Origin of the sequence: Bradyrhizobium sp. CB1717 (genome assembly GCF_029714325.1) — a bacterium.
GTDB lineage: Bacteria > Pseudomonadota > Alphaproteobacteria > Rhizobiales > Xanthobacteraceae > Bradyrhizobium.
On record NZ_CP121666.1, the window covers coordinates 5,131,802 to 5,154,331 of the forward strand.

At 65.2% G+C, this 22,530-nt stretch carries 18 protein-coding genes and 2 tRNA genes; 2 read left to right on the forward strand and 18 right to left on the reverse strand.

Going from position 1 to position 22,530, the window contains the following annotated elements:
• Nucleotides 1-82: 82 nt before the first annotated feature.
• The 10 genes from QA649_RS24395 to QA649_RS24440 form a co-directional block, all read right to left on the reverse strand.
• The gene (locus tag QA649_RS24395; protein WP_283019426.1) at nt 83-862 is read right to left on the reverse strand and encodes a DUF2497 domain-containing protein; all 780 of its coding nucleotides are present in this window, start codon (nt 860-862) and stop codon (nt 83-85) included.
• A 302-nt stretch (nt 863-1,164) separates the two neighbouring features.
• The gene (locus tag QA649_RS24400; RefSeq protein WP_283019427.1) at nt 1,165-2,550 is read right to left on the reverse strand and encodes a TolC family outer membrane protein; all 1,386 of its coding nucleotides are present in this window, start codon (nt 2,548-2,550) and stop codon (nt 1,165-1,167) included.
• 207 nt (nt 2,551-2,757) lie between these two features.
• On the reverse strand, nt 2,758-3,420 hold the full coding sequence (locus QA649_RS24405; RefSeq protein ID WP_283019428.1) for a protein-L-isoaspartate O-methyltransferase: 663 nt from the start codon (nt 3,418-3,420) through the stop codon (nt 2,758-2,760).
• 141 nt (nt 3,421-3,561) lie between these two features.
• Entirely contained in the window at nt 3,562-3,741 is a 180-nt protein-coding gene (locus tag QA649_RS24410; RefSeq protein ID WP_018641879.1) for a hypothetical protein, read from the reverse strand.
• A 224-nt stretch (nt 3,742-3,965) separates the two neighbouring features.
• Nucleotides 3,966-4,040: transfer RNA gene (locus QA649_RS24415), tRNA-Asn, on the reverse strand.
• 135 nt (nt 4,041-4,175) lie between these two features.
• A complete protein-coding gene (locus QA649_RS24420) occupies nt 4,176-4,544 on the reverse strand; it encodes a hypothetical protein (RefSeq protein ID WP_283019429.1) in 369 nt (122 codons plus the stop codon).
• Nucleotides 4,545-4,757: 213 nt separating this feature from the next.
• Nucleotides 4,758-6,452 (reverse strand): flotillin domain-containing protein, encoded by a 1,695-nt coding sequence (locus QA649_RS24425; RefSeq protein WP_018641877.1) that lies wholly within the window; start codon nt 6,450-6,452, stop codon nt 4,758-4,760.
• Between the two features lie 20 nt (nt 6,453-6,472).
• The gene (locus QA649_RS24430; protein WP_283019430.1) at nt 6,473-7,135 is read right to left on the reverse strand and encodes an OB-fold-containig protein; all 663 of its coding nucleotides are present in this window, start codon (nt 7,133-7,135) and stop codon (nt 6,473-6,475) included.
• A gap of 10 nt (nt 7,136-7,145) precedes the next feature.
• Nucleotides 7,146-8,309, reverse strand: coding sequence for a PspA/IM30 family protein (locus tag QA649_RS24435; protein ID WP_283019431.1), 1,164 nt, complete (start codon nt 8,307-8,309; stop codon nt 7,146-7,148).
• A gap of 573 nt (nt 8,310-8,882) precedes the next feature.
• Nucleotides 8,883-9,146 carry a hypothetical protein gene (locus QA649_RS24440; protein WP_283019432.1) on the reverse strand — a complete coding sequence of 88 codons (264 nt, stop codon included), beginning with the start codon at nt 9,144-9,146 and terminating at the stop codon, nt 8,883-8,885.
• A 263-nt stretch (nt 9,147-9,409) separates the two neighbouring features.
• On the opposite strand from QA649_RS24440, the gene QA649_RS24445 reads away from it, so the two are divergent.
• Nucleotides 9,410-9,604, forward strand: coding sequence for a hypothetical protein (locus tag QA649_RS24445; RefSeq protein ID WP_018641869.1), 195 nt, complete (start codon nt 9,410-9,412; stop codon nt 9,602-9,604).
• Nucleotides 9,605-9,685: 81 nt separating this feature from the next.
• Here the strand turns inward: QA649_RS24445 and QA649_RS24450 are convergent, their stop codons facing one another.
• The 7 genes from QA649_RS24450 to QA649_RS24480 form a co-directional block, all read right to left on the reverse strand.
• Nucleotides 9,686-9,832 carry a hypothetical protein gene (locus QA649_RS24450; protein WP_018641868.1) on the reverse strand — a complete coding sequence of 49 codons (147 nt, stop codon included), beginning with the start codon at nt 9,830-9,832 and terminating at the stop codon, nt 9,686-9,688.
• 176 nt (nt 9,833-10,008) lie between these two features.
• Nucleotides 10,009-10,082: transfer RNA gene (locus QA649_RS24455), tRNA-Cys, on the reverse strand.
• A gap of 94 nt (nt 10,083-10,176) precedes the next feature.
• Complete coding sequence (locus QA649_RS24460) at nt 10,177-10,911, reverse strand: tRNA-uridine aminocarboxypropyltransferase (RefSeq protein ID WP_283019433.1); 735 nt, start codon at nt 10,909-10,911, stop codon at nt 10,177-10,179.
• A gap of 41 nt (nt 10,912-10,952) precedes the next feature.
• Nucleotides 10,953-14,060, reverse strand: a complete 3,108-nt coding sequence (locus QA649_RS24465) for an efflux RND transporter permease subunit (RefSeq protein ID WP_283019434.1) — start codon at nt 14,058-14,060, stop codon at nt 10,953-10,955.
• Entirely contained in the window at nt 14,060-17,209 is a 3,150-nt protein-coding gene (locus tag QA649_RS24470; protein WP_283019435.1) for an efflux RND transporter permease subunit, read from the reverse strand. The genes QA649_RS24465 and QA649_RS24470 overlap by 1 nt, the downstream gene beginning before the upstream one ends.
• A gap of 36 nt (nt 17,210-17,245) precedes the next feature.
• Complete coding sequence (locus QA649_RS24475) at nt 17,246-18,649, reverse strand: efflux RND transporter periplasmic adaptor subunit (RefSeq protein ID WP_283019436.1); 1,404 nt, start codon at nt 18,647-18,649, stop codon at nt 17,246-17,248.
• On the reverse strand, nt 18,639-20,123 hold the full coding sequence (locus QA649_RS24480; RefSeq protein ID WP_283019437.1) for an efflux transporter outer membrane subunit: 1,485 nt from the start codon (nt 20,121-20,123) through the stop codon (nt 18,639-18,641). Before QA649_RS24480 ends, QA649_RS24475 begins: the two co-directional genes overlap by 11 nt.
• 722 nt (nt 20,124-20,845) lie before the next feature.
• On the opposite strand from QA649_RS24480, the gene QA649_RS24485 reads away from it, so the two are divergent.
• Nucleotides 20,846-21,880, forward strand: a complete 1,035-nt coding sequence (locus QA649_RS24485) for a cysteine synthase A (protein ID WP_283019438.1) — start codon at nt 20,846-20,848, stop codon at nt 21,878-21,880.
• Nucleotides 21,881-21,893: 13 nt separating this feature from the next.
• Here QA649_RS24485 and QA649_RS24490 read toward each other — a convergent pair whose 3' ends face one another.
• The gene (locus QA649_RS24490; protein WP_283019439.1) at nt 21,894-22,427 is read right to left on the reverse strand and encodes a DUF805 domain-containing protein; all 534 of its coding nucleotides are present in this window, start codon (nt 22,425-22,427) and stop codon (nt 21,894-21,896) included.
• Nucleotides 22,428-22,530 lie beyond the last annotated feature (103 nt).

Here is a 22,530-nt window from a genome sequence, read left to right on the forward strand (position 1 = left end):
GGCGGCAACGCGGCTTCGTGGCCCGTCCGGAACGCTCAATATAATACTTAAGCGGGGCTTAAAGAGGGCCCCGGCTGTGCCTCTACCGGCCGCCGCGCGAGACCCGCTCGATTTCGGCCTTCACGATGCGTTCAACCAGGCCCGGCAGGTTGTCGTCGAGCCAGGACTTCAGCATCGGACGCAGCATCTCCTTGACCAGATCCTCCAGCGTCCGCGCATTGCTGCTGAGGACCGTATGGGCCAGGGAGTTGAAGGCGGACTCGACCGCGGAGACGGTCGATTGCGCCAGGATCGGCTGTTGCAGCGGCAGCGGTGGCGCCTCGAAATCCACCGGCGCGTAGGAGGGCGGAGGCGCCGGACGCGGCGGCGGTGGCGATTCGGCGAATTCGAGATCGTCGCGCGGCTCGACCTTGCGGAAGCTTGGCGGCGGCGGGGGCGGTGTCGGCGCCGGGTCCATCGCCATTTCGTCGGTCAATTCGAGCACGTCGGGTTCAGGCTCGGGCTCCGGTTCTGGAGCACGGACCTCGGGCGCAGGCGTGGCCGCGTCGAGCCCGGCCAGCAGCGCGTCGATATCGTCCTGGCTGTTCGGTCCGGCATCCGCAGCGGGCGCGGGTGGCGGCGGTGCCGGAGCCGGCTTTGGGGCCGGCGGCGGTGCGGGCTTTTCGGCGGCAGGTTTGGGCGGAGCGACCTTGGATGGCGGAATGTCGTTCATCGGCTTCGGCGGCGCGGCGGGTGCCGCAGCCTTCTCGGGCTTCGCAGCTTCGGCCGGCGGCGGCTTGGCCTCGTCGTCGGCAATGATGCGCCGGATCGAGGCCAGAATCTCCTCCATGGAGGGTTCTGTGACCTTTGCAGGCTGCGTCATCTCCGACTCCACATCATCAACGCCCTCGCATGCGTTGTTTTACACCAAGCACGACAGGATTGGCCGGTTCCGCAACGAGCGCCCCGACATTTTCGCCGCGGCAGCCCGACTTGTCCCCAGATCACGGCTCAACGTGCGGCGGCGCCCTGCCCTCGGCACTCAAGCTCTACGCATACGACATCGGCTGCGGAGCGAATCGATCCGCATCTTCTTGGCAAGGCTATGTCAGGGATTTTGATGATTGCAAGCAAAGCACCGGTCGGCCGCAATTGTTCGCGAGGCCGACCGGATACTTACGGGAATTAGCGCCCGTCAGGCGTACGCACGCCACCCCAGCTGTCACGGACCTGATGGTAGTGAACGCTGGCATCGTAGACCGTGGTCGCAAGGCCGAGCACCTGCGGCGACAGACGGCCGACGGCGGCAAGGACGTTATACGATGCCACCACGCGGTCGTGCTGCGCGGTCACCAGCGCGACGCGCGCATTGACCAGCGCCTGCTGCGCGTTGAGCACGTCGAGCGTGGTGCGCTGACCGGCCTTGGCTTCCTCGCGCACACCGTTGAGTGCGATCTCGGACGCCGTCACCTGCGCCTGCGCAGACTGCACCTGCGCCTTGCCGGCCTGCAACGTCCCCCAGAACTGCACCACGTTCGCACGAGTCTGGTCGCGCGTGGTTTCGAGGTTAAGACGCTGCTGCGCCAGGTTTTCCTTGGATTGGCGGATCAGCGAATATTCGCTACCGCCCTGATAAATCGGCACCGAGACCTGCGCGATCGCGGATGCGTTGAACGAGCGCAACTGAATCAAGGACTGTTCGTTGGACTGCGTGGCCGCTGCCTGGATCGTAACCGTCGGCAGCAACGCACCTTCGGCGACTTTGACCTGCAGGAAATTGACGTCGATGCCATACATTGCGGCAGTGACGTTGGGATGCTCGATCAGACCGAGCTCGACCGCCGAAGCGAGCGTTGACGGCAGGAACCGGTCGACCGGCGAGCCCGGCGCGAGGTTCGTCGGCTCGTTGCCGATGATGCGGCGGAAGTTCGCCCGCGTCGTGGTGAGGTTCGCCTCCGCGGTGAGCGCCTGCGTTTTGCCGGCCGCAAGTTGCGCTTCCGATTGCGCAACGTCGGTGCGCGTCACTTCGCCGACGTTGAAACGATCACGGGTCTGCTTCAGCGTCTGCTCGAGCACGCGCACGTTGCTGCGCTGGACTTCCAGCGTGGCGGCATCGCGCAGATAATCCATGTAGGTCGTCGCGGCCTGGAGCAGCACGGTTTGATCGAGGCTGCGCAGCGCTTCGCGGGAGCCTGAAACCTGACTCTCCGCGGCGCGCGTCCTGTTGGCAGTCTGGTTGCCATTGTAGAGCGTCTGCGTAGCGGTAACGCCAACGCTGCGAGGCAATACCGATCCGTGGATTGCGCTACTCCCCACGCCGCTCTGCAAATCCGTATATTGATAGCCGCCGCTCGCGGTCAGTGCGACCTTGGGGCGATACCCGGACAAAGCCTGCGGCACGTTCTCGTCCGTCGAGCGCACCTGCGCGCGCTGTGCGTTGAGCTGCGGATTGTTCTGATAGGCGCGCACCAAGGCGGCCTCGATCGTGTCCGCCAAGGCAGGCGTCGGCCCGGCCAGCGCCAGCAGCAGGACCGAAACCGCAGCTCCGGTGAAGAGCTTCACCCCATGCATCCCAAAATTTCCGTTTCATTTTAACGCCCGGCTCGTGCCCGCGAGCCGGGTTACCGTCTACCGAGTGGAGTCGTTGCCCCGCCGCAACATAGGACGCGGATTGCCGCGACGGAACTACCTCAAGGTAGTTCTCGGTGGAAACTCTTCACGTGCAGCATCCCGGCCACACTTCTGATTCAGAACGGGATTTTAACGGGATTTCGGCCGTCAGAAGACGAAGGCGGCGGCCCGTTCCAGCCCGGGAAGGACCGGAGCTGTGGCGTCGAACAGCGCCCGATGGCCGAATTCGCCGTGGGTCCGGGTCACGATCACCGCCCGCGGCGGCCGCGATTCGGCCGACACGCCCACCAGACGCCCGCCTTCCCTGAGCTGCCCGAGCAGCCCTTCCGGGGTCACCTCGGCGGCGCCGTTGAGGATGATCACATCATAGGGTGCGGCAGACGGATCGCCTTCGGTGCAGGCAGCGGCCTTGCAGGTGACGTTGGCGAGGCCGAGGGTGGCAAAGGCCTCCCTGGCCTTCGCGGCCAGAGCCGAATCGCACTCCGTCGCGGTGACCTGACGCGCCAGCTTGGCCGCCAGCGCGGCGAGGTAGCCCGTCGCGCAGCCGACGACCAGGACGCTGTCGCCCTCGTCAATCTCGGCGGCCTGGAGCAGCTTGCCGGTCAGCTGCGGCTTGATCAGAAACCGCTTGGCGGCGCCCTCGCTCACATCGAGGTCGAGGTCGAGATAGGCCAAGGCCTGCCGGCTCGCCGGCACGAAGGCCTCGCGCGGAACCGTGAGCATGGCATCGAGAATACGACGATCGGTGACGTCATTGGTGCGCACCTGGCCATCGACCATTTTGAGGCGCGCGGTCGAGAAACCGGACATTTGCGGACCCTGAAATGCGGACGATGCCGCGGACGGAAGTTGGCGGCATCTTTGGAACATGCTCGGCGAAAACGCAACATGGCCGTTGACGTGAGCCGGCCAAGGCTCCCGCAACTCACGCGCATCAGGGAACAGGACGGATTATTCGATCGTCACCGCGAGGCGGCCGATCAGGGCGGCCACCTCATCCAGCCGCGCCGAATCGGGGGTCTCGACCGCACGTGCAAGACAGGCGAGGCATTCGTCGTCGCTGAGCTCGGGAACGTCGGCCGGCAGAATCGAGGGAGCCAGCTGGGCGCGGTCGATCTGGATGTCGGGCATAGGAATCAGCTCCGTAAGAGTCCGGCTCAGCGAAGCTCGATTTGAATTAAGTCGATTTGGTGCCATCCCGGCGGCAGCGATGGCGCTGCCGGACACAACTGCTTGAACGCGATTCTGCGTGTATCGGGCCGCCAAGTGTTGAGACAAGTGTTGAGCGATGACTCAAGCGGCATCGCGCGTCGCATCAGCGAGCGCTCACAAGTCAATGAACTTACAGCGGAATTTGGCTCCCCGGGCTGGATTCGAACCAGCGACCATCCGATTAACAGTCGGATGCTCTACCGCTGAGCTACCGAGGAAAAGGGCGAACTGTCGTCCGCGCGCGGGTGCGTATAACAAAGCCGGTTGCGCTTGCAAAGGACGAATTCGTCATCTTCCGCAACGCATCCGAGGAAGGGGCTGGGCCGGCCCCCCTCCCCATCTGTCAGGCGAAACTACTCCGCGACGAACGAGGTGGTCTTGGTGCCGGAATCGTAGCGCAGGCGGAGCGCGGTGAACTTGCAGAGGTTGACGTTCTTCCAGAGCACCGACTCGTCATAGTTCTGCCAATCGACGCGGATGTTCCAGACACAGCCCTCGTCGTCCTCGTCGAACTCGACATAGGTGCTCGCCTGGTTCTGCAAGACCTTGTCGAGCTCGTTCTCCCATTCGTCCAGACCATCGTCCGGCGCATTGAAGCCGAGGAATTTGATGGCATAGCCGGTCTCGTTGACGACGGTGACGTTGCGGGCATCGGCAGCGAACGACCCCGTGGCCGCGATCGAAAGACCGATCGCGATCAGTCCGGACAGAAAATACTTCATGTGAAATGCTCCCGATCGAAACAGGCTGTAAGCGCCTGACGTCGATCGGCGCAGGCGCCGCGGCAACAAATGGCGTTGCCTCGAGGAGTCGTCCGGAGTGCGATCGACGGATTCAATACGCGATCGATCCGCACTCCGGCGCGTTGCGCGACGCGAGACGCGCAACGGGCCTGTTCTTATCGTTTCGAATTCTCAGCAGCAATGAACCGGCATTCATAGATCAGCGCTGTTTGTTTTCTCAGGCGCGGGAGCCGGCACAGCGGCGCCGTTGCTCTTGCCGGTCACGGCGCCGACCAGCGCCTTCACCGGATCGTCCCCCGGCGCAAAGCCGCTCTGGCGCAGGATCTCGTCGATCATCGGACGCAGCGCGTGCACCTTGAGCAGCTCGCCGGCAAGGCCTTCACCGAAACCGACGTTGCCGCTACCTGCGCCATTGCCGCCGAACGCACCGCCGGTGTGGAGGATGCGGACATCCTTGAGGTTGGCGATCGGCTTCACCATCTCGGCCAGCGCCGAGGGCATGGTCTCGATCCGCTTCTTGGCGATCTCGAAATCGATGACGTTGCTGCCGAGCTTGTTCTGCGCCTCGTTCTTCATCGTGATGACGGCGGCCTCGGCCTCACCGATGTTCCGCACGCCGACCGCCTTGATCTTGTTGGATTCGGCTTCGGCCGTGGCGAGCGTCTTGACGGCCTCGGCACGGTCGAGCGAGGCCTTCTTCTCGGCTTCGGCCGCGACGATCAATTCGGTCGACTTGCGCTCGGCCTCGGTCCGTGCAGCCAGCACCTGGGTGAGACGGGCGCGATCGGCGACCTCGACCGCGCGTGCGGTCAGAACCTTTTCCTCTGCCGAGACGGCAACTGCTTCAGCCGTCTTGGCTTCGGCCACGGCTTCGGAGGTCTGCTTGCTCTTGGCCGCGATCTGGATCTCGTTCTCTTGCGTTGCGATCTGGATCTCGCGCTGGGCGTCGGTCTTGCGCTTGTTGATCGCCAGATCCGACTCGATGACAGCGGTTTCCTTGACTTGCTTGGCACCAGCCTCCTTCTCGGCAACGGCCCGGTCGGTGTCGATGCGGGCGTTCTCCTCGGTGAGGCGCGCGGTCTGGGTCGCGGTTGCGACCTCGGCGCGGGTGCTGGCGGTCTTGTTGGCGATGTCGCGCTCCTGCGACAGCTCGGCCTCCTTCTTGGTCCGCTCGATGCCGAGGGTTTGCTGCCGCGCCTCGAGGTCCTTTTGCGCAATCGCCACCTCGTTGTCGCGCACGATGGCGTTGCGGTCGCGCCGGCGGGTCTCCGTGACGGTCTTGAGCTGGGTCAGACCTTCGGCGTCGAAGAAATTCTCTGGGTTGAAGAATTTGACGTCGGTCTGGTCGAGCTTGGTCAGCGACACCGATTCAAGCTCGAGCCCGTTCGACTTCACGTCGGACTCGACCGTGGACTGCACGTGCTTGACGAAGTCCGAGCGCTTCTCCTGAAGCTCCAGGATGCTCATGGTCGCGGCAACCGAGCGCAGGCCGTCGACGAACTTCGCCTCGACTTGGTTGCGCAGCGCCTCGGCATCGTTGGTCAGCGCGCCCAGCGTCTGGCTCGCCAACGCGATGCTTTCCTCATCGGGGCGGACGCGCACGTAGAACTCGGCGACGATGTCGACGCGCAGGCGGTCCTTGGTGATCAGGGATTCCCGCTCCTTGCGCTCCACGGTGAGCCGCAGCGTCTTCAGGTTGACGCTGGCATAGGAGTGGAAGATCGGCAGGATCATGGCGCCGCCGTCGAGCACGACCTTCTTGCCGCCGAGGCCGGTGCGCACGAACGCCTCGTCACGCGTGGCGCGCTTGTAGAGAATGGTGAAGACGATCCCCAGGACGACGATCAGCGCGACGCCGATCATGGCCGGGACTGCGATGTCGAACATGACTTTCTCCAATGAATGACTTAGCTGCTGCTTAGAGGTGGCTTGGACGGTTTGAGTTCATCCTCGGCCTTCACCGCCACGAAGCGGGTCCCATCGCGATCGACCAGCAGGACCAGAGTTCCCTGCGGCAGGGGCGACGACGTAGGTGCCGCGACCGCCAGGACGAAGTGGCGGTTGCCGTGGACGTCGGCGACGCTGACCCGGCCGGGCGGCCCCTGGTCGAGCGGACCGATGACGACCTCACCGACGCGGCCGACGAGATCGCCGAGGCCGACGACATAGCTCTCGTCCTTGGGAATGATCCGCGCGATGGCGCCGCTGGCGGCGCGTACCAGCGGTACCGACACCGCGACGGCCCCCAGCGAGGCGACCGTCGCCGGCAAGGGACCGGCGACCATCCGTGCGACGTCCTGGATCAGGAAGCCGGTGATGGAAAAGGCGCCGAGCGCCAGCAACAGGAAGATCAAGAGCGGTACGCCGCCGACATTGATCCAGGAGATGGCGTTGAGCACGCCGTTGTCGCTGGGGTGGCTGAAATCGATGCTGGTGCCGAGCATCTCGCTGAGGGAAGCCCCGACCAGCATCGTGATCACCTCGAGCGTGCCGACGATGACGATCATGGCCGCCGCGATCGCGAACGGCCTGACCTCGGGCGACATCACGTGTTCGAGCAATGCGCTCATGACACGGCACTCAGGAGCGCGACTTCAACCGTGCGAGCCTCGCCGCAATCTCCTTGTCGCGATGAAGCGCGCTCAGTTCATCGATGTCGCTCGAATACGGGATGCCCTGCGGCACGCCGGTCGCGCGTGCCACCGCCCTGCCCGCCCGCAAGGCCTTGGCTGTAGCGAAAGCCCCGCCGGACTTCCGGGGCGACGTCGCGGCCTGATGGCCGGCATGTGCCTCGCTCTTTTCAAGATCGGCGCGGCGCTGCTCGGCATCCTGGAGTGCCGACAGCACCGCGCGCAGCGAGGTCACGCATTGCTCGATCTTCTCGTTGTTCTCGTCGATGGCACGGGAGAGCACCTCGAACTGCGCCTCAAGGTCCATCTGCCGCGCGATGCCGGCGCGGGCGAGGTCGTCGCGGCCATCGGTGATCGCGCCCTCGATCTTGGGGGCGAGATCGGTCATCTCGCGCTCGATCTCGGTGCGGCGCGCGTTGAGGCGGTATTCCTCGGCGCGTGCGGCCGCGAGCGCGTCGCGCGCCTCGCTTTCGGCGCGCTCGATCTCGCGGATGGCCTGTCCAACCACCTTGAGCTTGTTCTTGCCCTCCGCCTGCTCGATCGCGTCATAGGCGATCCCGGCGATCAGGCGCCCGACCCGGGACAGGAAGTTGTCGGGGGCGGCAGCGATGGTATCCATGGCGTTCTCCTCCTCTGGCAGACTGTTCGGCGTGACGCCGTAGTGAACTTCGAAGCCGTCGTCGCTGCGGATGAGGCGCGCGGGCACGCTCTGCCCCCAGCCCTCGGCATAGCCGGCGTAGTCGAAGGGCACGCTGAAGCGCCCTTGCACGGTCGCAATCGAAATGGTGGCGGGGCCCTTGATCTTGGCGAGCTTGTCGTCGAGCGGCAGGCGGCGGCCTTGCGCCGCGCGATATTCCGTGCGGTCGCGCAGGCCCAGCGTCACCAGGCGCGAGGGCAGCGCGGTTTCTTTCCGGATCGGCTCATAGGCGTGGGCGTGGAGCAGGACGACGTTGGAACCCACGTTATGGGTCCGCGCCACCTCGTCGAGGATCTCCATCATGCGGTCATAGGCCTGGAATGTCGCCTCGATGGCGGCCTTGGCGGCCGGGTCAGGGGCAAGCCTGTAACGCAGCGCGGACGGCGCGTTTCGGGGCGACTGGCTCATGGAAAGCACTAAAGCACCATTTTGGTGCTTTAGGAAGGGGAAGCTCGATCACGTTCCACTGATCCTTGTGCACTCTATGGGTTTAGTCGCTGCCGGCAGGCGGCACGTTCAAGGCCGGTGATCACCCCTGGTTCACGGCGGATCAATCGTCGTTGCGCGGCGCTCTTGCGACGAAGCAATCCAGAGTCGCGCAATGACGAGCAAGCGGTAATCGCCGTTTCCCTCTTACGCGCTCGTCGACATGCCCCCGCCCTCGCGGCTTATCTCGCCAGAGCATCTTTGCCTTGCCACCTGGTGCGGCATTTCGAATTCGGAAGAACGAAATGATCAAAGTTGATGGCACAATCTGGCCGGCCAAAAAATCATCAATGCCGATCAGGGAATCATTCGATAAAGAGATTTGACGGAGATATGACGGTCACCACCGGAAATACGCCGCCGGGCCGAAGCATCTGCGGGGATATCCGCAGCAAATCAACCGGCATTCCACAGGCTGTCCGCAGCATATCCACAGCCCGACTATGCCGGATTCGCCAGCCCGCACGAGCCACTTGCTGCGCACAAACCCACAGGACAGCCATGTCAGCCACGAGCCTGATCGAACACGGTGCGGCAAGCCTCGCTCAAGCTTGATCGGTTACGGCGCAGGCACGCGGTAATGGCGCGGACGTTGGGGATCTCGCCGGCGCAGAGCCGATAGACGTCGGGAGTGCAGGCCCGGCGCTGTTCAGGTGTCCCCTGCTGCGCCTGAGCGGCGGAAGCAAACAGCGTCAGGAACAGCCCGACAGTCGAGGCGCGGCGCGCCCGGCTCTTCACGCCCGCAAACCGCAAGAACCTCGTCTTCATGACCAAGTCTCCCGCTCTGCCCGCCCGCTCCCGGCCTGCGTTGGCCGGTCGTTGCGAAGGGGTAGGAGAAATAAATCGCCGAGAATGTGATCTCTTTCACACTAGCGGCGGGCCAAGGACGCCTATGTTCCCGCGGGGATTTTTTCAGGAATCGCTAACCAATCGGGACCCGATCGCCGGATCGTTAAAATGCGAACGATCGGCTCAATCGGGTAACAAACCGGCTTTGCGACATTGCGCCATCCGCGTTCTGCGAGGGTGTGATGAGCGAAGCCGAATTCAACTTGCTGCTGGATGCCGTCCGGGACGCCATGATCAACGAAGATTTCGCGCCTGAGCCGGAGGAGAATTTCGTGCCCCGCTCTTGGTCGTACGCCGCAACACCCAAAGCCGCCAACGACAATGAGGGCGCCTGGCCCCTGCTGCCGTTTCCGGACGGCTGGTACGCGGCCTGCTGAGGTCCGCCTTGCCGTGACCTGATGCGCCCGCCTTGCGGGCGGTTCGGCATCACCGAGCGCCGGGGACCGGCGCAGCCCCGATCAAGTCTTGACGCGCTCCTCGCCGTCCTGCGGCGCCCGGTCGGGTGCAGCCGGCGGGAAGATGCTGTCATAGATCGCGCGCGCCTCGGCAATGAGGCGGGCCCGCTCCAGCTCGGATTTCGGGACAAATCGAACGACGTCGCCCACGTGCTCTCCAGCTCCAGGGTTGGGAATGCGTCACTTCGCAGATGCGAAGTCTATGCCAGAGGGCCTGAATCCGGGTTTCCGCCAAGCCCCGGGCAAACCCGGTGGGCGCGAGGCGCGCGCAGCCCGGCGGAACCGCGCAGAAATCAGATTTTTGCTGGAAGATCAGAGATTTGTGATGGAGGCCACGACCAGAATTGAACTGGTGTACACGGTTTTGCAGACCGTTGCGTAACCACTCCGCCACGTGGCCCCGTAAGGGCGGACCAATATAGGGGATCAATGGCTTAGGCAACCGCCTTCGTCCGACTTTGGCGGCGACAGCCTCTTTCCGATGTGGACCAAGCTCAGGCGCGCTTGCCGCGCCGGAAGTCACGCCGGCGGCCCTTTGCGGCGGGCTTTGGCGCCAGCTCCGGCATCTCGGCCTGGACCTCGCGGTAGCGGGTCAGCATCCGTTCGAAACTGGCATGCAGGGTCTCGGCGATGTCGGGGCGCCGCTCGAGGCTGGACAGGATCGACGCGGCCGCCTCGATGGTCGAGAGACCGTCCTTGCGCGGCTCCTTGCGGAGGCGCCCGTAGCGCGAGGGATGCGCCGGGTTGAGGATCACGCGCTGGCATTTCAGCATCCAGGGATTGCGCCACCACAGCGCCTTGGCCTGGCTCCAGGTGCCGTCAAGCAGCACCACGCCTTCGAGCTTGCCAAGGAGCGCGCGCTGGTTGTCCGCAACCTCCCCCTTGCGATTCAGCGCCACGATCTCGGCCTCGGCTTCGAGATCGGCCGCGCGCGCCGAGCCGAGATAGAGCACGGCCCAGTGCGAAGCGTTCTCGATGGGCCTCCCCAGCGCCTTGGACAGGCTCGGCCAGGACAAGCCGACGCGCACCGTTGCATCGGCAAAATGCTTCGCCAGCAGCCGCGCGGTGCCGAGCGCCCTGTCCTGCTCCTGCGGATGCTGCAGGATCAGCAGCGACAGCCGGTTCTCAATCGGCGTGACACTGTCGCAGATGCACAGCGGCATCGGCTTCTGGCAGTGTGGGCATTCGGGGATCGGCTCGGCCGGCGCGGCGGCGGTGGGGTTCGACATGGTCGCCGCTATACGCCCGAAGCGGCTCCTCAACAACCTGCCTATTCCGCCGGCGCAGGGACCGGGCGCGGCTCGGATCGGCGCCGCAGGCGGTCGATCAGCAGGTAGATCACGGGGGTCGTGTAGAGCGTCAGGATCTGCGAGACGAACAGGCCGCCGATGATGGTGATGCCGAGCGGCCGCCGCAGCTCCGTGCCCGGGCCGGTTGCGACCACCAGCGGGATGCCGGCGAACAGCGCCGCCATGGTCGTCATCAGGATGGGCCGGAAGCGCGCCTGGCAGGCCTCGAAGATCGCCTCCGCCGAGGACAGGCCGCGCTGGCGCTCGGCGTCGAGCGCGAAGTCGACCATCATGATGCCGTTCTTCTTGACGATGCCGATCAAGAGGATGATGCCGACGAAGGCGATCACCGTCAGCGGTGTGTTGGTCACCTGCAAGGCCAGCAGCGCGCCGAGGCCGGCCGAAGGCAGCGTCGAGATGATCGTGAGCGGATGGGCAAGGCTCTCGTAGAGCACCCCCAGCACGATATACATCGCCACCAGCGCGCCGAGGATCAAGAGCGGCTGGCGGCCGCTGGTCCTGGCGAAATCGCCGGCATTGCCGTCAAAGCTGCCGCGGATGCCTTCGGGCATGTGCAGCTCCTCGACCGCGCGCTGGATGTTTTGCGTGGCAGCCTGGAGCGGCACACCGGGCAGCAGGTTGAACGACACCGTGGTCGAAGGAAACGACTGCGAATGATAGACCGCGAGCGCGGCGAGCCCACGCGTCGCCCGCACGACCGCCGACAGCGGCACCTGCGTATCTCCGGCGCCGGCGACGTAGATGCGGTCGAGGTTGGAGGGATCGACCTGGAATTTCGGGTCGATCTCGAGCACGGTCATGTACTGGTTGCGCTGGGTGTAGATGATCGAGATCTGCCGCTGCGAGAACGCGTTGTTGAGCGCGTTGTCGATGTCCTGGACCTTGACGCCGAGCGCCGAAGCTTTCTGGCGGTCGATGGACAAGGTCAGTTGCAGCCCGCCGGGATCGCGGTCGCTGGAAATATCGGTGATGCCTTCGACGCTTTCCATGCGCTTGGCGACGATCGGCGCCCATTTCTGCAACAGGTTAAGATCGGTCGAGGAGAGCGTGTACTGGTAGTCGGAATCGCTTTGCCGTCCGCCGGCGCGCACGTCCTGGGCGGCGAACATGAAGAGACGGATGCCGGGCACCGGATACAATGCACGCCGGAGGCGGTCGATCACCACCTGCGTCGAGACGTGGTCGCGCTCCTCCGGCGGCTTCAGGCTGATGAACATGGTGCCGCGGTTCGAGGTTGCAGCTCCCGGCCCTCCGCCACCGCTGCCGACGGTCGAGCCGATGCCGGCCACGGCCGGATCCTGCATCACGATGTCGGCGAGCCGCTGCTGCAGGCCAAGCATCGACTGGAACGAGATGTCGGCCGAGGCGCGCGTCGCGCCGATGACGAAGCCGGAATCGTCGGTCGGAAAGTAACCCTTGGGGACCTTGATGTAGAGCGTCACCGTGAGACCGATGGTGGCGAAGAACACCAGCAGCGTCAGCATCGGATATTCCAGCACGGTCCGTAAGGTCCGCGCGTAGAAGGCAACGATGCGCGACAGCGAGCCCTCGATGATCCGGTCGAACAGCGTCGCGGTGCCGGAGGTTGTCTGCCGGATGTAATGCGCGCAGATCATCGGCGTGACCGTCAGCGACACCAGCGTCGAGACCAGGATCGCGAAGGTCAACGTCAGCGAGAATTCGCGCAGCAGGCGCCCGACGATGCCGTCCATGAAGATCAGCGGCGTGAACGCCGCGATCAGCGACAGGCTGATCGAGACCACGGTGAAGCCGATCTGCTTTGCCCCCTCCTGGGCTGCCTGGAACGGCCGCATGCCGTGCTCGAGATTGCGGAACATGTTCTCGATCATGACGATGGCATCGTCGACCACGAAGCCGACGGAGATGGCGAGCGCCATCAGCGACAGATTGTCGATCGAGAAGCCCGCGACCCACATGCCAGCGCAGGTGCCGGCCAAAGCCAACGGCACCGAGATGCCGGCCGCGATCGTTGGCGTCAGCCGCCGCAGGAACACGAACACGACGACCATCACGAGGAACGCAGTCGCCAGCAGCGTCCATTGCAAGTCCAGCACGCTGGCGCGGATCGTGCCGGTGCGGTCGACCAGGGTGGAGATCTCGACGCCGGCCGGAATCCACTGCTTCAGTTCGGGGATCAGCGCCTTCACCCGGTCGACGGTATCGATGACGTTGGCATCGCCCTGCTTGGTGATCTGGATCAGCACCGCCGGTTGCTTGTTGAACCAGGCGATGGAGCGGGCGTTGCGGACGGAATCCTCGATGTCGGCGACGTCGGAGAGCCGGACGAAATTGCCGTTGGAGCTCTTGATGACGATGTCGCGGAACTCCTTCGCCGTGCGCATCTGCTTGTTCAGCGACAGCGTCTCGCTCTGGCGCTCGCCGTTGAAGATGCCGACGGGGCCGAGCGGGTTGGCGTTGACGATCGCGGTCCGGACGTCGTCGGTGGCAATGCCGGCGTTCGACAGCGCCACGGGGTTGAGCTGCACCCGCACCGCCGGCTGGTCGGCTCCGGAGACGGTGACGTCGCCCACACCCGGCACCTGCGAGATGCGCTGCGCCAGCACCGTGTCGGCGACGTCGTAGATCGCGCTCGCCGACAGCGTCTTCGAGGTCAGCGCCAGCACGAACACCGGCGCGCCCGCCGTGTTGGCCTTGCGGAAGCGCGGCAGCGTCGGCAGGTCGCTCGGCAGGTCAACCAGCGAGGCGTTGATGGCCGCCTGCACGTCGCGCGCGGCCTTGTCGATGTTGCGGCCGATATCGAACTGGAGCTGGATGTTGGTGACGCCGAGCGAGCTTGTCGAGGTGATCTGGTTGATGCCCGATATTTCGCCGAGGCGCCGCTCCAGCGGCGAGGCCACGGTCGCCGCCATCACGGAAGGGTCGGCGCCCGGCCGGCTGGCCGAGACGAAGATCGCGGGGAAGTCGACGTTCGGGACCGAGGCGACGGGCAGGAACTCGTAGGCGACGACACCCAGCAGGAACAACCCGATCGACAGAAGCGTGGTCGCGACCGGACGGCGGATGAAGGGCTCCGAGATCGATGCCATCACTGCATCCCCTCGGTCGCGCCCGCGACCGGCGGGCCGCCGGATTGCGCCGGCGGCAGCGCCTGCTCGAGGCGGCGGTTGATGCGGTCGAGCGCGAGATAGATCACGGGGGTGGTGTAGAGCGTCAGCAGCTGGCTCAGCAAAAGGCCGCCGATGATGGAGATGCCGAGCGGAAAGCGCAGCTCGGCACCGGTGCCGCTCTCGATCGCCAGCGGCAGCGCGCCGAACAGCGCCGCCAGCGTCGTCATCATGATCGGGCGGAAGCGCAACAGGCACGCCTGCACGATCGCCTCGTTGGGCGACATCCCCTGCCCGCGCTCGGCCTCGAGCGCGAAGTCGATCATCATGATCGCGTTCTTCTTGACGATGCCCATCAGGAGGATGATGCCGATCAGGCCGATGACCGACAGGTCCTGCCCGCATAGCACCAGCGCCAGGATGGCGCCGACGCCGGCCGAGGGCAGCGTCGACAGGATCGTGATCGGGTGGATGTAACTCTCATAGAGCACGCCCAGCACGATGTAGATCGTGATCACGGCGGCCAGCAGCAGCCAGGGCTGCCCGGCGAGCGCCTTGGCGAATTCGGCGGCATCGCCGGCATAGACGCCGACAATGCTGTTGGGCATTTCGATGCGGGTCTCGATCGCCTTCACGGCTTCGACGGCGTCGCCGAGGGCCGCGCCCGGCGCGAGGTTGAAGCTGAGCGAGATCGACGGAAATTGCGCCTGGTGCGAGATCGCGAGCGGCGCCGTGGTCCGCTTCAGCGTCGCCACAGCCGACAGCGGCACCTGGGCGCTGGGCGCGCCGGCGGTCGTGCTCGCCGCGCCCGGCAGATACAGCTTTGACAGGATCGAGGGGTCGCGCTGATACATCGGCAGCGCCTCCAGCACCACTCGGTACTGGTTGGCCTGGCCGTAGATGGTCGAGATCTGCCGCTGTGCGAAAGCATCGTTGAGCGTATCGGTGATGGCCTGGAGGCTGACGCCGAGTTGCCCGGCGCGGGTGCGGTCGACATCGAGCTGCGCCCGCAGGCCGCCTTCCTGCGCCTCGGAGGAGACGTCGCGGAACAGGGGATCGCGCCGCATCTCCGCAACCAGCTTGCGCGCCCATTCCGACACCAGCGCCGCATCGGTGCCGGTCAGCGTGTACTGGTATTGCGAGCGGCTCGACTGGGTCGATATCTGCACGTCCTGTACCGGCTGGAAATAGACGGTCATGCCGGCAATGCCCGCCACCCGCTCCTTCAGCCGCGTCACGACCACGCCGACATCGTCACGCCGCTCGCCGCGCGGCTTCAGGGTCATGACGAGCCGGCCGACATTGGTGGTCGGGTTGACCGAGCCTGCGCCGATCACCGAGACCACGCCGACCACGTCAGGATCGGCCTTGATGGCGTCGGCCGCCTCGGCCTGCCGTTTCTGCATCTCCGCGAACGAGACGTCGGGCCCCGCCTCCGTCACCGCCGTGATCGAGGCGGTGTCCTGGAGCGGCAGGAAGCCTTTTGGCGCCACGACGTAGAGGACCAGGGTCGCAATCAGCGTCGCGAAGGTCACGACCAGCGTGAGGCGCTGGTGCTGCAACACCACAAGCAGCGTGCGATGATAGAACTCGACGGTGCGGTCGATGAAGCGGCTGATGGCAGCAAGGCCCGGCACCGCCAGTTCCTCATGGGCGTGTTTCAGCAGCCGCGAGCACATCATCGGCGTCAGCGTCAGCGAGACCACGGCGGAGGTCACGACCGCGATGGTCAGCGTCAGCGCGAATTCGCGGAACATGCGGCCGACGAGGCCTGACATGAACAGAAGCGGGATGAACACCGCGATCAGCGACACCGTCAGCGAGATCACCGTGAAGCCGATTTCGCTGGCGCCCTTGAGCGAGGCCTCCATCGGCCCGTCGCCGTTCTCCATGTGACGGACGATGTTCTCGATCATGACGATGGCGTCGTCGACCACGAAGCCGGTGCCGATCGTCAGCGCCATCAGCGACAGATTGTCGAGGCTGAAGCCGGCGAAATACATGATGCCAAAGCTGGTGATCAGCGACAGCGGCAGCGCAACGCCCGCGATCAGCGTTGCCCGCAGCGAGCGCAGGAACAGCAGCACCACCAGCGTCACCAGCACCACGCTGAGGATCAGCGTGAATTGCACGTCGCGCACCGAGGCGCGGATGGTGACGGTGCGGTCGGAGACGATGGTGAGGTTGACGCCGGCTGGAATGGCGCGCTGGACTTTTGGGATTTCGGCGCGGATCTGGCTGACGACGTCGATGACGTTGGCGCCGGGCTGGCGCTGGATGTCGATGATGACGGCCGGCGTGCCCTGGTACCAGCCGCCGGTGCGGTCGTTCTCCAGGCCGTCGACGATCTGAGCGACGTCGGCGATTGTGACCGGCGAGCCGTTGCGGTAGGCAATGATGACGGGCTTGTAGGCCTCGGCGGCGGCGATCTGGTCGTTGGCGGCGATGATGTAGGATTGCTGCGCGCCGTCGAGCGAGCCCTTCGGTCCTGATACGTTGGCATTGGCGATCGCGGTGCGCAGGTCTTCCATGGCGATGCCATAGGCGGCGAGCCGCGCGAGATCGGCCTGGATGCGCACGGCCGGCTTCAGCCCGCCGAGCACGGAGACGCGGCCGACGCCGGAGATCTGGCTCAAGCGTTGCGCCAGGAGTGTATCGGCGATGTCGCTCATCGCCCGCAGCGAGATCGTGTCGGAGCGCAGCGCCAGCGTCATCACCGGCGCATCCGCCGGGTTCACCTTGGCGTAGGTCGGCGGGTAAGGCAGCGTCTTGGGCAGCACGCCGGCGGCCGCGTTGATCGCGGCCTGCACGTCCTGCGTCGCGCCGTCGATGTCGCGGTTGAGGTCGAACTGCAGCGAGATCTGGCTGACGCCGTACGAGCTCGTCGAGTTCATCGCCGACAGCGACGGGATCTGGCCGAGCTGCCGCTCCAGCGGCGCCGTGATCAGCGAGGCGATCACGTCGGGGCTCGCGCCCGGCAGCTGCGTCGTCACCTGCACGGTCGGAAAGTCGACCTGCGGCAGCGCCGAGACCGGCAGCGAGAAATAGCCGAGCAGCCCGCCGATCAAGAGCGCGATGCCGAGCAGCGAGGTCGCGATGGGCCGGCGGATGAAGGGTTCGGAGACTCCCATGGATTACGCCTGCCGCCTAGGCGGCTGTTGTCGGGATCATGGCTGCTTGGCCCCAGATCCCGATGCCCCCGGCCCCGGTGCCGGACCGGTCTGTCCCTTCTGGTCGCCTTCACTACTGTTTCGCCTGGCGCGGAACTCGCCGTCCTTACCTTGCGAATCCTTCTGGCCTTCCTTGACGCCGTCCTTGGCGCCATCCTTCTTCTGGGCGTCTGGTCCGCGCGAGCGCTTGCGCGGGGCGAGATCAGCCGACGGGGTCTGGTCGTCGCGGCCAACGATCACCTTGGAGCCGTCGGACAGATTGGCAAAGCCGGTGGTGACGACCTTGTCGTTCGCCGACAGGCCGCTGGCGATCACGGCGTCATGCTCGTTCTGCTGCGTCACCGTCACGGGCTTGGCCGAGACGACATTGTCCTCGCCGATGACATAGCTGAAGGTGCCGATCGGGCCGCGCTGCACCGCAGAGGTCGGCACCACCAGCGCCTGCGTCAAGGTCTCGACCTTGAGGCGGACATTGACGAACTGGCCGGGCCAGAGTTGGTAATTGGCGTTGGGGAATTCCGCCTTGAGCCTGAGCGTGCCGGTCGTCTGGTCGACCTGGTTGTCGATGCCGGTCAGCTTGCCGGTATCGATCACGGTGATGCCGTCATTGCCGAACACGTCGACCGCGAGCGTGCCCTTCGCCGCAGCCGCGTTGACCCGCATGATCTGCTGCTGCGGCAGGCTGAACCACACTGCGATCGGCTGCAATTGCGTGATCACCACGAGGCCCGTGGTGTCGGAGGCGTGGATGATGTTGCCCTGGTCGACCTGGCGCAGGCCGGCGCGCCCCGACAGCGGCGCCACGATCTTGGTGTAACTCAGCGTTGCCGCCGCATTGTCGATCGCGGCCTGGTCGGCCTTGACCAGCGCCTCGGTCTGCGCGACCAGCGCGCGCTGGGTGTCGGCCTGCTGCTTGGAGCCGGCATTGGAGGCAGCGAGCTGCTCGTAGCGCGCAAGGTCGATGCGCTGGTTGGCGAGCTGGGCCAGATCCTGCGCCTTCTTGGCGACCGCCTGATCGTACGTCGCCTGGTAGAGCGCGGGATCGATCTCGCCGAGCACGTCCCCCTTCTTGACGTCCTGGCCTTCGGTGAAGTTGACTGCGATCAGCTTGCCGTCGACCTGCGAGCGCACGGTCACGGTGTTGAGTGCGCGGATCGCGCCGACGCCGTCGAGATAGACCGGCACGTCCTGGATGCGCGGGGTCGCTGCCAGCACGGGCACCGGCAGATCGGGCCGCTGGTTGCGGTTGTTCGCCTGCTGCTGGTGCATGACGGTCCAGCCGATGTAACTAAGGCCGCCGAGGATCGCGAGCGTGATCAGGGTCATGACGAAGCCGCGGCCGCGCGACTTCTTCGCCATCCCCTCTTTCACGCCGTCCTTCGTATCCGGCTTAAAGAGCATTGACCGGTTTCTCCATCCTCGGCTCCCAGCCGCCGCCGAGCGCCTGATACAGGCTGACGATGGCAAGAAGCCGTGCGAGTTGGGCCTGCGACAGCGCGTCTAGCGCCTGGAACAGGGTCTGTTGCACGTTGAGCACGGTCACGATGTCGGCGGTGCCGGCCCGCAATTGCTGCTCGGCGAGCTCGAAGGCGCGGCGCGAAGAGCTGACCACATCGCGCTGCAATTGCAGCTTGATCGTAGTCTGCTTGATCGAGAACAGCGCGTTGTCGACGTCGGCAAAGGACTGGACGATGGTCTTGCGATAGGTCTGGAGCAGCTCGTCCTGCCGCGCTTTGGCAAATTCGAAATTGCCGAGGATCTTGCCGCCGTCGAAGATCGGCTGCGTCGCACTGCCGACGAGCTGGAAGAACGCCGCATGCGGCTGGAACAGCGAGACCAGCGCCGAGCTCTGGTAGCCGCCATTGCCGGTGAGCTGGATGGTCGGAAAGAACTGCGCGCGGGCATTGCCGATGTTCGCGGTCGCCGACGCAAGCTGGGCCTCCTGGCGGCGGATGTCGGGCCGCTGCGTCAAAATCTCCGACGGCAGGCCGGGCGTGACACGCGGAATCGCGATGTTGTTCAGCGAACCGCCGGCGATGCGCACGCTTTCCGGCGGACGCGACACCAGCACGGCGAGCGCATTTCTGTTTTGGTCGAGGGTCTGGCGCAGCGGCGGCACCAGCGCCTTCTGGTTGGCGAGCAGGCTCTCCTGCTGGGCGACGTCGAGATCGGTGCCGGTGCCGGCCTTGCGGCGCTCGCGGATGGCATCGAGAACGCGCTGTGCGCTGGCGATGTTGCTCTGGGCGGTACGCAGGCGGTCCTGCGAGGCCAGCACCTGGAAATAGGCGTTGGCGACGGCGGCGAGCGTCGTCAGGGCGACGACGTCACGATCGAAACGGTTGGCATTCGCCGTCTCTTCCGCTGTTTGCAGCGCATCGCGGTTCTGGCCCCAGAAATCGAGCTGGTAGCTGGCGCTGAGCGAAGCCTGATAGTTGACGACCTCACGGCCGCCATTGGTGAGCCCCGAGGCCGAGGAGCCGGAGGTGCGCGAATAGGTTTCTTGGCCGGTGCCGGACAGGCTCGGCAACAACGCCGCGCCGGCCTGCCGCGCCTGGGCGTCAGCCTGGATGATGCGTGCGACGGCGGCGGCGATATCGAGATTGACGGTCTGCGCCTCCTCCATCAGCTGCGTCAGCTCGCCGGACCGAAAGCCACGCCACCAATCCAGCGACGGCGGCGCATCGCCCTTTCCGGCATATTTGTATTGTGTGGGAACATCGAGCGCGGGATCCGGAAGATCCTGCGTCAGCACGCATGCGCCTGAACTTGCAGCGAGGCATACAACCACGAGCCAGCGCGCTGCACGACGCGTCCGGGACGTAGACCCTAGAGACCGCCAGTCGGCGATCACCGGAACAAGCTGTGTCACATCCACCCCCCGCCGGGCAGATCGAGCCGCCACCGCGCAGCCGGATTAACCGATTCGCGGCCTGACGGTCGGGGGGCTTTTGGCAACTCGTTCACAGCTAATGCTTTCTGCGGAACCTGAATCCATACTAGCCGGGCGCGGAACAGCGGGACAGTCCCGCAGGCGCGAGATGGCTGCCCCCGCGCCTCCCCAACGCGATCAAGCAAATACGAAATATGCCTGTCTTGCAGAGACTTTTCGACTTTTCACAGCATCGGAAAGAGCGTTCAAGCTTACCAAGATTTCATGTGATATTGGCGCCACACCCAGATGAGCTGGCTTGATCCGGCTGCATCGGTCAGCAACGAGCTGCACGCGGCCCTCGGCTCAGTCTCGAGAAGCAGCCGGCCACCGCGGGTTCATGTCCGCGTTCCGCATGCCAGGAACTGCGTACAGCCAAGCCGGCTTGCACCCGATCACGGTCCGGCTCGCACACGATAGAGATTGGCTATCAGAGCTGCTTGCGACGATTGATCTCTCCCATCCCCCGACGGTCGCCGGGCATATTCGTTCCGCCGATATCCGGGATCGCATCCCGGCATCATTCGCGCGGTTCTTTGCGCGGAAATATCGCCGCTCCGCGAGCTGCGTCGGGACTTTCGCCGCAGCGCAAAAGCCTTCCCCTTTGGGCTTCCAGGCACTAGGTTCTGCTCAATCAGATCAACCCTTTGCCAGTGATTTCCCCCGACATGACCTTTCGAACCAACGTTGTCGAAGCCATCGGCAACACCCCGCTGATCAAGCTCAAGCGCGCCTCGGAATTGACCGGCTGCACCATCCTGGGCAAGGCGGAGTTCATGAATCCCGGCCAGTCGGTGAAGGATCGGGCCGGCAAATGGATGATCCTGGAGGCCGAGAAGCGCGGCGAGCTCAAGCCCGGCGGCCTCGTGGTGGAAGCGACAGCCGGCAATACCGGCATCGGGCTCGCGGTCGTCGCCAGCGCTCGCGGCTACCGCACGCTGATCGTGATCCCGGAGACGCAGAGCCAGGAGAAGAAGGATTTTCTCAAGCTGTGCGGCGCAGAGCTGATCGAAGTGCCGGCCCTGCCCTACGCCAACCCGAACAACTACCAGCATGTCGGCCGCAGGCTCGCTGACGAGTTGCGCAAGACCGAGCCGAACGGCGTGCTGTTCGCCGACCAGTGGAACAACCTCGACAACGCCAAGGCGCATTACGAGTCGACTGGACCGGAGATCTGGGAGCAGACCGGCGGCAAGATCGACGGCTTCATCTGCTCGGTCGGCACCGGCGGCACGCTGGCCGGCACCAGCCGCTATCTCAAGGAGAAGCACCCCGGAATCGTCAATGCCTGCGCCGATCCGCAAGGATTTGCGATGTACGAGCTGTTCAAGAACGGCCAGGCCAAATCGACCCCGGGCGACTCCATCACCGAGGGTATCGGCCTCGGCCGCGTCACGCCCGTGATCGAAACCGCCAAGGTCGACGATGCCTTCCTGATTCCGGACACCGAAGCCGTGTCGGTGATCTACGACCTGCTCCTGCACGAAGGCCTGTGCCTCGGCGGCTCCACCGGCATCAACATTGCCGGCGCGATGCGCCTCGCCAAGCAGCTCGGGCCGGGCAAGACCATCGTCACCGTGCTGTGCGATTCCGGCAGCCGCTATCAGTCCAAGCTGTTCAACGCGGATTTCATGCGCGCCAAGAACCTTCCGGTGCCGGAATGGCTGGAGAAGCGCAGCAACATCAAGCCGCCGTTCGTTTAGCTCTCGAGCTGCATCAACTCCAGGTCGGGCGCGAGGCGCCCTGCGACACGCGCGCCAGGCGCTCGTTCGTCAGTGACGGCGAGGCCGCGTGCGTGCGCGATTGGAAAGCTCTGGCACAAGAACCTTCACTGTCGGCGCCCGGCCAGAACGTCAGCACGAGCATCAGCACGAGATTGACCAGCGCGCCGACGGCCGTGCCCTGGTGCTCCTGGCCGATGGCCCAGGCCGGAAACCGGCCCGCGACGACGTGATCGACGACCATCAGCGCGATCCAGGCGGGGACCACACAGACCGGGTCCCAGCCGATGTCGCGGATGCGCATCGATTGCAGCATGAAGGTCGCGGCTCCGAACAACACCATCGCAGCGATGATCGCCCGGTTCTTCACGAGCTCGTCCGGCCGGATCATGCCAGGCGAGGTGTCGCGGAGGACGGCCATCGCGATCGCAAAGCAGATCGCGGTCATCAGGACCGCAAGCGCGACCGTCGCCAGGAAGAAATGCAAGCGCCCGAGGCGGGCATTGAAGCCGAACAGGAAACCGAGCATTGGCGCACCTTTTTGGCGCCATATGCGCAGAAATAGCTTTCGGAGCCGTGAAGCGGCGCGACCGCGCGGCGGTCCATGGTTTCCCGAGAACTAAAGCGGTCCG